Here is a 14382-nt window from a genome sequence, read left to right as displayed (position 1 = left end):
AGGCTTCCTCTTCATCCTCATCTCCAGACCCAACTTCCATCGCGAAGTCCGCACCGCCGCGTTGATCCTGCTCGTGGGAGGGATCGTCTTCTTCGCCAGACGAAAAGGCGTGGGCAACGCCAGCCAATCTGAGAAGGCAACTTCCAACTAGTTTGCTTTGACCCGATACCACGGCTTCGGTGATTCGCCATACGTTATGCGGGAGTCTTCTCACTCGACGGCGAAGATGTTCGATGGGCATCGGATACCATTCGCTCGATGGGCCATAGCCACACTCCGAAGAGTTCCGTAAGCGCCACCACATTCTGCTTCCGGTGTCACCTCACGGCGTTTCGACGCGTTCCAGAACTGCCTTAGGGGAGGAGGCATTGGTCGCTACGCTGCCGGCGTCAACCAGCAGTTCGAACGGCTGCAGGCCTCCATGAGCGGACTTTGCCCGCTGGAGAACTTGCATCATCAGTGACGGAGTCAGAAGGAATGTGGTCGCCGCTTCGGTGCCGGCCGTATTTAGTCCACCAACGATGAGCACATGTCCGGTCGACGTCAGGTTGGGACGATACGCGATGAGGCCATAGGTATGATCCGGACCCGTGCCATAGATCATGCTTTCTCCTGGACGGGGATGCACGTTGCGTATCCCCGAAGGTTTATCGTTGCCTGCGTTGATTTCAAAGCGGAAGTTCATCTGGGGTTGAAACAGTTCGATCCATGGATTGGCTTCGACGGAGCCGATCAGGATGGCATTCCCGGTGCGAAGTTCGTCTATACGGAGATCGCGCGCATATCGGATTACCATGCGGGTTGGTACGACCTCATCCAACTGAGCGATGTGAGCGACGAAATCCAAATCAACCACGCTGGTAAAACGCCGGGCCCCCAATTTGAGAATCTCGGGAGCGCCCGGGGCAGCGTCTGCCTCAGCCTTCGCGCGATAGCTCGCGTTGATGTAATTCGCGAGCGGCAGAGGTCGATCGATTAGCCGTTGCATGATGACCAGACCGCCGTCGGAGGGGACGATAAAGGTATCGCGATCGCTGCCAAAGAGCTCCGACCAAAGGGCAGCGGAAGCAGCCTCAGGGGGAGGCGCTGTGGCGCGCTTCAGAAAGTTCATGGGATGAAAGGCAGCAACGACGAGTCCTAAGACGATGCCAACACACAGGGTAAGAACGGCTCCGTACTTGTGGAGTGTCACTCTTGCCTCAGCTGCTTTTGCACTGGTCGAGGATGGTCCAACGACTTCTGAAGCTTGGGATGGGCGAGACTCTGCGGGCATCGAACCCGTGCCAGAGCCGATCGACTTGTCATCGGAAAGTGGAGACGTGGTCTGCGGAATGCTCCGGGCCTCTGTGGATGGCTCCGTTTCGACCGGACGAGAAGAGAAGGCAGGCGCATAGCCTCCTCGAGGAATCTCCAGGCGCAATGGCTCGGATGCACCCTCCGTCGCGAAGTATTCTTCGATCCGTCTTCGCAGGGTCCGCGCATAGCTTCGAACGATGTTGTCATCGCTTGCGTCGTAGCCTTCGGCCCTGCCGAAGACGAGAATGCCAATCTGCTGTTCCGTGATTTCATCGGTGCGATCGCGGATGTGACGATCGACGATGAATAACAGGAAGTCAGCCAACAGGCGCGAACGTCCCAAGCCTCCGCTGTCGGCGATTCGACGAGCAAGCAGCCATCGCGGGTCGTCGAGATGCGCATGGATGCCGAGTTGGCGCGCGCGGATGGAACGTACCCCATCCTCCGCTTCGACCTTGGTTGTCGGCTCCAATACCTGCATCGCTGATTTGTGGCTCGTTTCCAAGGCCGACTTTAAGCGCTTCCTGTGAACGCTATGTGAACCATGCCATCCATCCACCTTGCACAGGGGTGCGCACACGTTGGCACATACGTCTTCGCCATTGAAGCCAAGGGGGATAGCTCGTCCACATTGTGTCAAATTCTTTGTCACGGAGATAACCCCTACCACCGGTTGTGCGGCTTCCAAATACTCGACTCAACCCATGACTGAATATGAGCTGAGCCGTTGGGTGGGGCACATGAAGCATTGGATCGACCAATAGGAGACAGGATGAAGACGCTATTGCTGGACTTGCCGGGGCCAACCAACCAGACGGGTTTACTACGAGCAACGAGAACCACCTGGTATCGCGCCCTGATGACCACCGTCCTTGTTGGGCTCGGACTGCTGTGGGTGCCGAGCTCGTTCGGACAGGGATTGACCGCAACCATCGCCGGTACGGCGACTGACGGCAGCGGAGCTGCGGTCGCCGGAGCGAACGTTACGATTCGGCAACTGGACACGAATGAAGCTCGAACGGCGACCACTACGAGTATTGGTTCGTATACATTTCCGGGGCTTGCGCCGGGCGGATACAGTGTGACGGTAGAAAAGCCAGGATTCAAAATCTTCCTGCAAGATCGAGTGACGCTGGTGATCGACCAAGTGGCGCAGATCGATGCGCACCTGGAAGTTGGGTCAGATCAACAGACGGTAAACGTGACGAGCGAATCTCCGGTGATCCAGACGGAGACCTCCTCGGTCGGCCTGGTGATTGACAGCGCGACGATTCAGAACACACCTCTGAATGGACACGTGAGCATTCTCGGGCTCATCAATCTCACGCCTGGTGTCCAGGATGTAGCGGCGCAGGATCAGGTTCCGGTGCGAGGCGTCACGCTCGCCTTCGGCACCAACCAGCGCAACTCCTATGGCGACGTGGGCAATACCTTCGACGGCGTAACCAATATGGAGATCGAACTCCAGCGCGCTCAGGGCGAGGTACCTTCGCTAGACGCGATCTCGGAGTTCAAGGTGATCGACCAGGGTGCTCCGGCAGAGTTCAACCAGCCCAACCAGATCATCGTAGCCAGTGCGAGCGGTGGGAACGCACTGCATGGTGAGGGCTTCGAGTTCAATCGCAGCCGTGGAACGGCCGCCAAGGCGTGGTTCAACGGCACCCACGCTGCGGCGCCCGCGCGAGCTCCTTACCAGCGTAACGAGTACGGCGGAAACCTGAGTGGGCCGATCTTTATTCCACATGTATACGACGGCCGGAACCGAAGCTTCTTCTTCGCCAGCTATGAGGGCTTCCATCTCACCCAGTCGGCGTCGATCAGCAGCACGCAACCGACTGCGGCCGAACGCATGGGCGATTTCAGCTGCTTCCTTCCAGGTGGGGCCTGCACGCCAAACGTCGTCATCAAGAACCCGTTGACCGGGCAGCCCTTTCCCGGGAATATCATCAACGTTCCGCTAAACCCCATCGATGTGCAACTGATGACCCTGCTGATGCCTCCGTCGACCACTCAGACGACCGGAGTCAACACACAAGAGCTGGTTCCGCATACGACCAACGTCAGCCGATTCAATCTGCGCCTCGACCATAAGATCAGCGACCATGACCAGATTCGAGCCACATGGCTGCGCGCCTTCTATGGGCCGTTCTCCGATGTAGGGACTTCGAGTCTGGCTGGCGGTGTGTCGCAGGATGGAGAGCACAACTCTATCTTCGTGGTGGGCTGGACGCACACCTTCTCACCGACTCTGCTGCTCGATAGCCAGATCTCGTACATGCACATGCCGCTGTATCGTGCTGGCCAGAACGACAAGACCGACTTTTCCGCGCTCATTCCCGGGCTGGGTGCGATTGCGCTCCAGGCGGCACCGACGATCAGTATCACGAATATCACCGGCATCACCGAAGGTGGCTCGAAGAACCTCGAGCAGACTTACCAGGGCAATACGTCGCTTACCAAGGTCCTTCCCAAGCATACGGTCAAGGCCGGCTTTTCCTATCTCTACAATACGTCTTGGCAGGATTCCTCGGGGCATGGATCGTTCTCTTTCAATGGCGTCTACTCGGGAAATGCGTTCGCGGACTTTTTGCTGGGCTACCCTTTGCAGACAGGCAATGCGACTCCGGAGGACTTCGTTGTTCGCTGGAACTCAAGCCAGTACGGCATGTATGTTCAGGATGACTGGAAGATACTGCGCAATCTGACATTCAACTTAGGAATTCGCTACGATCTGCAGCGATTTCACGATAACCCGTATGGCACCGAATCGCTGTTTGTCCCCAGCGTGGGTAAGGTGGTAGTGTTCGCGAGCTCCTACCCCGCAATCAGCAACCCGCTGTATATCCCGGATACGGTCCTTGCGCCGACGGTGGGTCTGCCATCCAAAATGTACTCCTACCTCGGTCAGGCCGACACCAACGTTGCGCCGCGCTTCGGCTTTGCTTACCAGGTCCATCCGAAGACCGTGATCCGCGGTGCTGTAGGCCAGTACTACAACCTTCTGCCCTCGTCCTACCTGGGCGCCGGGTTCAGCAGCATTCCCTTCACCACCAGTGTCAACTACACCAACACCACTCCCACGCCGACGATCAACATGAACTCGCCGTTCGCCGGCAGCGCCACCGTGGGCGCCAATCCGTCAGTAATCGCGCAACATAAGACCGTTGCGCCTTACACCGAGCAGTACAACCTGGCTGTGGAGCAGCAGCTGCCCGGCGGCCTCGACTTCCGCGTCGGCTACGTGGGGCAGCGCACCATCCACCAGAACAATCACGGCGGACCCGGTAACACGGAACCCGACATCAACTACGCTCCTCCGGGCCCTTACACCGAGCAATCGCATCGGCCCTATCCGACCTTCTCTACGATCACCGAAGACTTCGATCCGCTGTATCACACGACAGGAAACTCGCTGCAGGTCGGCCTCCACAAGCGATTCAGCCACGGGTTCCTCATCAACGCGGAGTATCAGTGGATTCGTGTGCTCGGCGTGGAGAATCACGAGAACCCGACTAATATCGGAGACTCATACGGCAACATCTCCAACATCACGCCGAACACGCTCGAAGTGAGTTACCAATATGAGCTTCCGTTCGGTAAGAACAAGATGCTCTTCGGCAGGGCCAACGATTTCACGAACGCCCTGGTCGGCGGATGGCAGCTCGGTGGAGTTACCTCCTTCCAGACCGGGCAGCCCTTCTCCGTCACCTACACCGCACCTGGCAGCCAGATTTACGGCGCCAGTGGCCGAGCTAATCGCGTGGAGGGCGTTCCACTGTATCCAGGGGTCAAGACCCGTGCCGAATGGTTCAATCCCGCGGCCTTCGCGGCGCCTCCGGCATATACCTTTGGCACCTCCGGTTACGACATGATGTGGGGGCCGCACTATCAGAATTGGGACATGAACCTGGAGAAGAACGTGGCAATCGGTGAACGGTACAAGCTTCAGCTTCGCGGAGAGGTGTTTAACGTTGCCAACCACCCGAACTTCAGCGTACCCAGCGCGTCCATCACCACGCCTTCTTCCTTCGGAATGATCTCGTCGGTGGTGAACGAAAGCCGCACAATTGAGTTCGCCGCGAAGTTCCATTTCTAGTCAGCTCAAACCTCTGGGCGCGTCCGTCTGTCGGAGCATCGATCTGCGCTGACAGGCGGACCGCTTCGGACGTACCCATGTCTTGAAGGAAGTAACGAGCGCAAGGGCGTCCTCCCGGACGTCGGTGAACAGGAAACGAACCATGCTGATCGATCGACATCTCAAAAAATCTTCCGTTGCTGGGCTGTTGCGCGCAAAGCGGTTGGGCCACGTGCCTTCCGTCCCAGCCATGCCTGCACGCGCCATTGGCAACGCTGAATACGGTGGTCTTCTCCGATGTAGACCGCGCTCCGATGCACGCGTTGAACAGATCATCTGGAAGAGCGTGAAGGGCGCAGATTCTCCGATGCCACCATCGGTACTTTCGTCCACTCATCGACGCCGGGGATGTGACCTCTAAAGATGAAGACCAGCGGAAATGCAGTCACGAAATCAACGCGGGCGTGAGCTGATCCCGCTCCGGCACGAGTTTGTCTCCAAATATTCTTCAGCAACGTCATCTTCCGTCGTCACTCTGCCAGGTCAGACTGAAGCGGAAACTTAATTGAGCCTTTGAATAGAGGAAAGTAATATGCATCTTCGTGTCTTCACGCGTCTTTGTGGTTTTGTGGTTGGGCTCGTCCTTGCAGGTTATATCTGCGGCCTCGCGCTGGCACAAGCCGTCCACACGAATCCGTGGTCCCCGGTCGAGGTTGCGCCCTTACCGCCCATTGCCAGCGTTGACGATGGCGTCTGGCTTAAGGGTGATCTTCATCTGCACTCCCGGCATAGCCATGACTCTAGCAATAACTCGGAGGCGAAGATCATCTCCTTTGCCCAATCGGTCGGCATGGACTATCTCTGCATTACTGATCATGACAATCATGTCCAGGGCGACGTGGCGGATAACACTTGGACCGATCCCGAATTCAAGTCGGATTCCGTGCTACTTCTGTACGGTGGCGAGTGGACGACCACTCGCGGCCACGGCAACGTATTTTCCGCGCACCCTTATGACCATCAGAGGCTCTATGATGTTCGCGACCAGCGTGACATTGTGATTGGCGCCGTGAAGAAGGAGCTCGGCGTTCATCTGTCGGCCAACCATCCGAGCGGCAAGGATCATTTCGGCTTCTCATACGATATGGTCGACTCGATCGAGGTGTGGAACTCCGCCGTCTGGCCTAAGAACGCCAATGCCATCATGATCTGGGATGACATGCTGTCGTCGGGTCGCAAGCTGACGGGCAGAGGGGGCAGCGATTCACATCACGGCACGCCGGATACGCCGGAGCAAGCGACGAAGAACTCCTACCAGCGTCAGGCTAACTATGTGGGAACGCCGACGACCTGGGTGTTTGCGAAGACTCGAACGTTGCAGGCAGTGGTCGATGCTTTGACGAATGGACGGGTCGCGGTAAGCGCAAATCCCTATGCGCCGCGCGTAGAGTTCTATGCGGACCTCGACCAGGATGGAAAGATGGACATGATGATGGGCGACAATGCCAAGGCCACTGGCAAGCCCGTACGGTTCCGCGTCCAGCTGACAGGCAATACCGTCTCGGGGGCTTCGTACACGGTGCGGATCGTGAAAGACGGCGACCCGTTCAGTACACTGCATGCCATCGGAGGCAAGGCGACGATGGTGGAGTTCACGGACACCCCCAGGGAGATTGGCCGGACTTACTATCGCGTCGAGGTGGAAGGGCCTCCGACGGCGTATCCCCAGGTCCCGGGGTCAGTCACGTTGAGCGGAAATATGGTGGGACTATCCAATCCCATCTACTTCAATTTCGATCCCAACTTCTGATCGTCGCAAAAAAGATAATTATTGGTATAGAGCGGCAGGGAACGCCGACCTTAAGTGTTGTAGTTGTCGAGATCCGGGGCGGGCGCTTGTTGACGGCGACCGACCGTGATGCATTGCCTCCGCCACTTCTTCATCTTCTTCGAAAGGATCTCAGAGTTGAATGAGCGGCCGAGTGTGTCGAGGTCGAGACCGGGGCGATCCGCAACGGAAGTGGTATACCGAAGGAAGGTCTGGAGGATCGAGGGCACCATTGAGTGGATTTGCCGGTGCTGCCAATCTCAAAATGGCCGTTAACTAGTGACTCGCAGCTCTTGCCATTCCATAGCTCGGCAGAGGTCAATCGGTGCGATCCCGATGAGGTGCAACAGCCGTTGGGGCGCTCGCGGATCAGCGGCAAGACAGACGACGTTGTACCGTTTGTGTGCTATCCGGACGTGTCTCAGTCCCACTGTGCCGAGGAGCCTCTGCGGAGCAGATAAGCTCGCTCGATGGGTAGGCATCCTGCACTGGCTCTGCTTCCCGGACCCACCTGAACACGGATGGGCGAGAAGCGGAAGAATGCACTCGACAGTGCGGGATGACGCCGGATTACATTTCTTCAATATCGTCCCATCCTGATGAAATGAGCTTTCTCCGAAATGTTGGCGACGAAGCCCACCTCCCGTCTAGGAGCGTCCCGCCAGCCTTAGTACACACTCGACACGGATCTTCGGCGTGGCTACAGAGGGGGAGCGTAGCCTGAGGCTGCAGGTACGAGATACTAGGTGGACATAGAAGGGGGAGCCACTGCTTGCGATCTCGCATCCAACACAACGTGACAGCTCCAGCTGTCGAGGGCGAAATGCCCAAGTCTCATGCTCTCTATCTAGATTCCTCAGAGGCGGTGTTGGAGAGCGCCCAGCCAAACGTACTGGCGGCGGCGCCCGACATAGACCTGATGACGGTAAAGATGTGGGCGATGGTTCTTTTGACCGGCGTGGGAGCCGGGCTCACCAGCGGTTTGCTGATGAGGCTGCTCCGTTTGGTGCAACACCTGAGCTTCTCGTATTCCACCGGAGATTTCCTTACGGGAGTGCGCAACACCTCAAGCGAGCGTCGGATCCTAGTTCTTGCGCTTGGGGGCATCGTCGCCGGCTTATCGCTCTATCTTCTGCGCCGCTTCACGGGAGGTTCCGAACCCGGGGTGACGGGCGCGATCTGGCACCAGCAGGGACACTTTGAGGCTTCTCCGACCATCGCAAAGTCGCTGATCTCAATTGTCGTCGTCGGCATGGGGGCGGCGATCGGCCGTGAAGCTGCACTGAAGGACATGGGGGCTACGGTCGCCGGGAAGATCTCCGATTGGACCAGCCTGTCGCCGGCGCAGAGACGTCTTCTTGTCGCTTGTGGGGCGGGAGCGGGAATGGCGGCGGCCTACAACGTGCCGTTGGGGGGAGCGCTATTCGCGGTAGAAGTGTTGCTCGGAACAATGTCGCTCACCAACGTGCTTGCGGCAGTCATCACCTCCTTTGTCGCCGTGGCGGTCTCCTGGTTGTTCCTGCCAAACTCGCCCACGTTCAACGTCGCACAGCTGTCCCTCTCTCCGTCACTCTTGTTGTGGGCGGCTTTGGCAGGCCCAATCCTTGGAGTGGCATCGGCCATGTATGTGCGATTCATTGGCTGGTCGGAAAGTGGGAAGCCCAAGGCACTCATGGTGGTGATCGCGCCGGTCCTGGTTTTCCTGCTCCTTGGAGCTGTGTCTGTGCGCTTCCCGGAGATTCTGGGTAATGGAAAAAACGTGGTGCAGGAGGCCTTCGGCAGTCAGCTGGGAACGGGACTACTCTGCTGGCTGCTCGTTCTAAGGCCGCTCGCTACGGCGATGTGCTTGAAGTCGGGTGTGCCAGGAGGCTTGTTCACGCCAACCATGACGTTCGGTGCGTTGCTCGGTGGCCTACTGGGCGAAGGTTGGAGTCACGTGGTTCCGTCAATCGCCAAAGATAGTTACGCCATCGTGGGCGCGGGGGCAATGCTGGCCTCGGCGTCACAAGGACCACTCTCGTCTGTGGTTTTCATGCTGGAGCTTACCAATCACACCGACGCGCTGATTGTGCCCTTGCTCATCGCTGTCGCTGGCGCCACCTTGATGGCTCGGAAGCTGGATGTCCATTCGATTTATTCCATTCGTGGCTAGCAATGTAACCGGGAACAGGTAGGCGACAGCGGCAGCTGTTCTCAATCCTTCCAAGCGGATACGTAATGGCATTTCTCCATCAAGCAGCAGTGGCGATCCAGTCCCGCCCCTGCACGAGTGCTAACGCAGAGTGGATGACATCGAGTAAAGACATCCGAGGCCGTCGAGAGAATAATCGCACCGTCGAATCCGTTGTGTCTCAGTGCCTCCAAGAGCTTCACGGGCGTTGGAGTACGCGTGGACCTCGTAGCCAAGGCGGCGACTGCTCACACTGGCATGCCGCGACTTGTGGCACACGAATGTGGAGGTGATTGCCACCTCGGATATTGACAGAATCAATGCCCAGGTATCTATAGGTATGTGGCTGGCAGTTGAATCTCAGTCAACCGTGTACTCAAAAGTAGACCGCGTGAGAGATGCGCTCGTTTCAGTGACAGGGGTATCCGTATCGAGCCGAAAGTGAGTGCGATCGCAACGGCGCGGTTTGCGCGTCACCGCCCTGGTCGAGCGAATGTGCCAAGTGTAGTCGAGTGTGAACTGTAGGCGATGCGGGTTGCCGTTCGTGCGTTATCGCGTCTTTTACGATGAAGTAGATTGTTCGCGAGATGACGCGCAGGAAGCGCCAGCTGAATGCAAACGGCCCTCAGCGAGCTGAGGGCCGTTGATGGTGAATAAGGTGATGTTTAGAAATAGGCGCGAACACCTGCCTGAATCTGACGCGGCGTGTTGCCTTGCGTCTTGATAACGCCCCAAGAGCTCGAAGACTGCAAACTGAGGCTGGGGTTTGCGAAGTCGAGATGGTTCATCACGTTTTGGAAGACGCCGGTGAGTTCCAGGCTGTAGCGCTCGTACACCACGAGCTTCTTCTTGACGCTGAGATCGAGGTTGAGGGAGGGAAGACCGCTGATCCTGCCGGCGCCACCCGAACGCGAGTCGAGCCCGAGGATCAGAGGGCGGATCTGATCGAAGACAGCAACGGGGTTGGTAAACATGTTGACAGCGGCCGAGGTGCTGCCCGTGTGAACAGCCGTACCTACTGCGACGCCGTTGGGGTCGGTTCCACCGAGGACGCCGCGATGCGTGCTATAGCCGCCTGTGTACGCGCTGGTAAAGACGCAGTTTTCGGTATCGGTCAGGTTGCTTCCATCGTTGCCGCCGAAGCTTTGACCAGAGTTGTTGGTCGCGCAGCCGAGCGGAGCGCCAGAGGCGGCAGTCAAGACTGGCGAGAGTGTCCAACCTCCTGCGAACCGGCCGATGATGCCTGGTTGTCCCCTATACCAAGGAGTGTCATAGACGATGAAGGTGTTGAAGATCACTCTCTGGTCGAAGCCCTGTCGACCATATTGCAGGCCCGGGTTGTAGTTATCCACGTCGGTTGAACCACTGGCGGATTGGTTGCCAGGCTGCAGGCCAAGCGCTTTGCTGTAGGTGAGGTTTTCCTGCAGCGTGAGGCCGCGCCAGCCACTGGTCTTGAATGTCACATACCCCCCATTGTAGTTACTGTACCCGTTTGGCACGTCTTGGTTCATGCCGCTTACAACCTGACCGGCAGAGCCGAAGGTTGCGATCGAGGTGGGTGTGCCCATGAGGCTGCGGGGAAATACGAAGCCTGCTCCAACGGCGCCATTAACGTTGTTATCGAGCGCTTGCCAGAGGCTGAAGACCTTCTGCTGGCCGAAGTTGGCAGCCTGCTTCGCGACGACCGCTTGTGTGCAACTGCTGTAAGTAGGAGTGGGGCAATAGGCTGAGCCTACACCTCCGAGTGCCGTCTCAAAGAACGGTTGTGGGGCGACGGTCGGATAGATCTTCTTGGTCGTCGCAGCTGTGGTGTTGGCTGAGCAGAGGCTGGCCGAGGTCGTGCAGCCAAAGGCCGTTTCGACCGCCACGTACGCGGCTTCGAACGATTGGCCGCCCTGGCTCAGCATGTATGGCACCGAGTTGGGGTTGAGCTGGTTGAACTCGTGATGGATCAGCCGCCCGATGTAGCCGACCTCGATCAGCATCTTGCGATTGATCTGACGCTGGACGGAGACGTTGAAGGTGTCGACGACGTTGGGGCGCATCGAGACGTCCACCCCCGAGGAGCTCGCGATGCCCGGGCCATCGAAGCCGGGATGGTAGGGCTGTGGGAGTGTGTTGGTCACGGGCGCACTGGCCAAAACGGGTGCAATGCCATCTTCACCCTGACTCGTGTTGCCGAATCGATACGCAGTTTTGTCCGTGTAGTTGGTTTGCGTGCAAAGACCGGTGCCGGTGGTGGAAGACTGCGCATACTTGCACTGGGTTCCAAGGATCAGACCCGGAGCGGCCAGCAGCGGAAGGATCTCCGCATCGCCGTTGACTCGGCCATAGAGGCGGCCGTATCCAACTCGAATCGCCGTAGCGCCATCCCCAAAGAACTTGTTCAGCCCTTCGTAGCTGAACTTTGGCGTCCACACAGCCGAGACGCGAGGACTCACTCCGCCGTAAAAGGGGTTGTAGGGATATTTGCGATTGCCTTGCACATTGTGGATCTCGGCCCAGCCGATCTCAGGATTGTAGATCTGCCCAATGATAGCGGCGGCCTTCCGGTCGGCGAGAAACTTCTCCGTGCTGAGCGGGTTGCCAGATGCGTCGGTGAGGAGAGACTCGTTGCCGTTGCGGTCCGTGGGTGGCATCTCCACGGCATAGCTGACGCCAAGATTCAAGGTCAGTGTCGGCTTGGCGTGCCATGTATCCGTGACGTAGATGTTGTAGAACGGATTGCTCGCATGACCGGTGACGGGTGTCAGCGGTGCGTTTAGCGTGAGGCCGTTCGCGGTATTGCTGTAAGTATTGGCCACCTGCGTGTCCGTGACGAGACCATAGTAAGTATCAAGAATGCGGGCGTTGGACGAGGTGCCTGCTCCTACCGCGCTGAGCCCGGTGTAGGAGATGTTGCCGCCGCCGCCGCTGTCGCCGATCTGGTAAGTGGGTGTGAAGTTGATGCTGGAACCATTGTCCGTGCGGGAGAAAAAGTAGAAGTTGTGCTGGAATTGGCCCCCGACCTGGAGGAAGTGATTTCCTTTCAGCTTCGTGACGTTGTCGCTGAAGAAGTTGTCCTTGCCATCCCAGGAGCGTGTGCGGATGCTCTGCGCATTGACGTTGTAGGGCGAGAGCACCGTGGTAGCGCTCTCGCCCAGAGGCTCGATGGCGCCGCCAGCACCTGCGACCTGCGCGGGTGCATTGGCGTCCTTCCAGTTCCAATAATTACGCAGAAAGCTGTAGTGAAAGTCATTGGTGAGGCTGGAGCTGATGTTAGTGGTGACGCCAACGACGAGATACCACGGTTCCTGAGGGCGAGGTGCAACGGCTGTGGGCACGCCAACTTTATCCCCGGGCAGAGCGCCGCCAATGTCGACCTGATTGCTAGTGACACTGGTGAACTCGTAATAGCGGTAGCTCGCCATGACATGCCACTTAGGGCCGAAGTCGTGGTCGATACGCGCCACGAAGAAGTCACTCTTTTCCGGTGTGAGGACGGAGGCCTTATATCCGATGATGTTCTTACCATCGCAATAGGATGTAGACAGTCCACCGCAGCTTTGATCGAAAGTGCCCACATACGTTATGCCAGTAGCTCCGACAGAACCGTTACTCGATGCCGGGGCAACTGGCAGCTGATTGTTATAGAAGTTGGCGAGGGTTGGATTCATGCCGATGCCGCGGGGGTCGGCAGTGATCAACTGCTGCTTCGTGTAGGTCGTCGAGCCGAAGGTGAGTTGTCCCTGTTGCAAGTATTGGTAGGACGGGACTGTCCGCTCATAGATCGAGGCCTGGGGGTATCGGAAACCTTCATACATTGCGAAGAGATAGGTTTTTCCGCCGAAGAGCTTCGGCAGGATGGGGCCACCCGCGGCCACGCCGTAACGGCTGTAATGATAGCTCGTCTTCGGGGTATAGGAGGTGGTACCGGTGTTCGGGAAGTTGCCCTGCCAAGTATTGCTGTTGAAGTTGTTATTGAGATAGTACTCGTATACCGTTCCGGTCCACTGGTCGTGACCGCGCCTGGTGACTGCCTGCGTCTGGAAACCGGAGGAGTTGTTGAAGTCGGCGGTTTGGCCGGTGGTGGACACCTTGAATTCTTCGATGCTGTCCTGCGGCATCGGCATGGCGCCCTGTACTGGGGCAAACGCCGTCGTATACGTCGTCGACGTGCCATCCATATCGAAGGTATTGTTGCCGCCGTCGAGCATGAAGGTGGCCTGGTCTGTTGTGGTTCCTGCGACGTTGCCACCTGGTGTCACGCCAGCCTGCAGCGTGACGAAGGTGGATACCTCGCGACCGATCGTCGGCAGGGAGGCGGTGAGGGCCGGGTCGACGGTTGTGCCAGTGGATGCGTTGATCGTCTGGAGGTCCGCGTTGGATGCAGTGACCTCAACAGTGGTGCTGTCGGCACCGACTTCCATCCTGAAGTTGGCCGTCGTCTGAGAGCCAACGCTTACTGTCAGAGCCGTAATCACATCCGTTGAGAAGCCGGTTCTCGTGGTCTTCACATCGTAGACGCCGGGGGGGACATCGGGAACGATGTACTGGCCCTGCTTATTGGAGACGGTGGTGCGGGTACTCTTTGTAGCCTGGTCAGTTACTGTAATCGTGGCGTCCGCGATCAGCGCACCGCTCGAGTCGGTTACTGTGCCGACGATCGTACCGCTGCTGGTGGCCTGGCCGAAAGCCAGACTCGCGCTGTGGGGGATGAGTGCCAAGAGAAGGAAGATGCCAGTCGCAAGAAGCAACCGCCTGAAGCCAGTGGTGTTCATGAAACCCCTCGTATTCGTTCCTGTGTCTTATCGTTGGGAATTCGGGTGCGATCTCGCCTGTGCGCAGTCACTTCGAGACAGACGACTACCGTTACGCCATTGGGGAAATGGCTGGCATTGCAACATCGAGGCAGGGACAAGATTTGTTGCTTCATTTCATACTCCTTACGGTTCGTTTCGCAGCAAACGGCGGCCCTGCGGCTACGTGGGGTCGCCGTTTGGGGCGCATTGCAGCGCATCGTGAGTTACTAGG

The 14382-nt window shown here is 58.0% G+C and carries 5 protein-coding genes; 3 read left to right on the top strand and 2 right to left on the bottom strand.

Going from position 1 to position 14382, the window contains the following annotated elements:
* Window positions 1-322: 322 nt before the first annotated feature.
* Entirely contained in the window at window positions 323-1777 is a 1455-nt protein-coding gene (locus AC5E6W_RS13045; protein ID WP_491752746.1) for a hypothetical protein, read from the bottom strand.
* A gap of 291 nt (window positions 1778-2068) precedes the next feature.
* Between AC5E6W_RS13045 and AC5E6W_RS13040 the strand changes: the two genes are divergently transcribed.
* The 3 genes from AC5E6W_RS13040 to AC5E6W_RS13030 all read left to right on the top strand — a co-directional run bounded on the left by AC5E6W_RS13040 (window position 2069) and on the right by AC5E6W_RS13030 (window position 9351).
* Window positions 2069-5392, top strand: a complete 3324-nt coding sequence (locus AC5E6W_RS13040) for an outer membrane beta-barrel protein (RefSeq protein ID WP_491752745.1) — start codon at window positions 2069-2071, stop codon at window positions 5390-5392.
* A gap of 571 nt (window positions 5393-5963) precedes the next feature.
* On the top strand, window positions 5964-7181 hold the full coding sequence (locus AC5E6W_RS13035; protein ID WP_491752744.1) for a CehA/McbA family metallohydrolase: 1218 nt from the start codon (window positions 5964-5966) through the stop codon (window positions 7179-7181).
* Window positions 7182-8067: 886 nt separating this feature from the next.
* Complete coding sequence (locus tag AC5E6W_RS13030; RefSeq protein WP_491752743.1) at window positions 8068-9351, top strand: chloride channel protein; 1284 nt, start codon at window positions 8068-8070, stop codon at window positions 9349-9351.
* Window positions 9352-10034: 683 nt separating this feature from the next.
* Here AC5E6W_RS13030 and AC5E6W_RS13025 read toward each other — a convergent pair.
* The gene (locus tag AC5E6W_RS13025) at window positions 10035-14129 is read right to left on the bottom strand and encodes an outer membrane beta-barrel protein (protein ID WP_491752742.1); all 4095 of its coding nucleotides are present in this window, start codon (window positions 14127-14129) and stop codon (window positions 10035-10037) included.
* Window positions 14130-14382: the final 253 nt, after the last annotated feature.

The organism is Bryocella sp., assembly GCF_058498515.1.
This window is presented reverse-complemented; position numbering and strand designations above follow the sequence as displayed.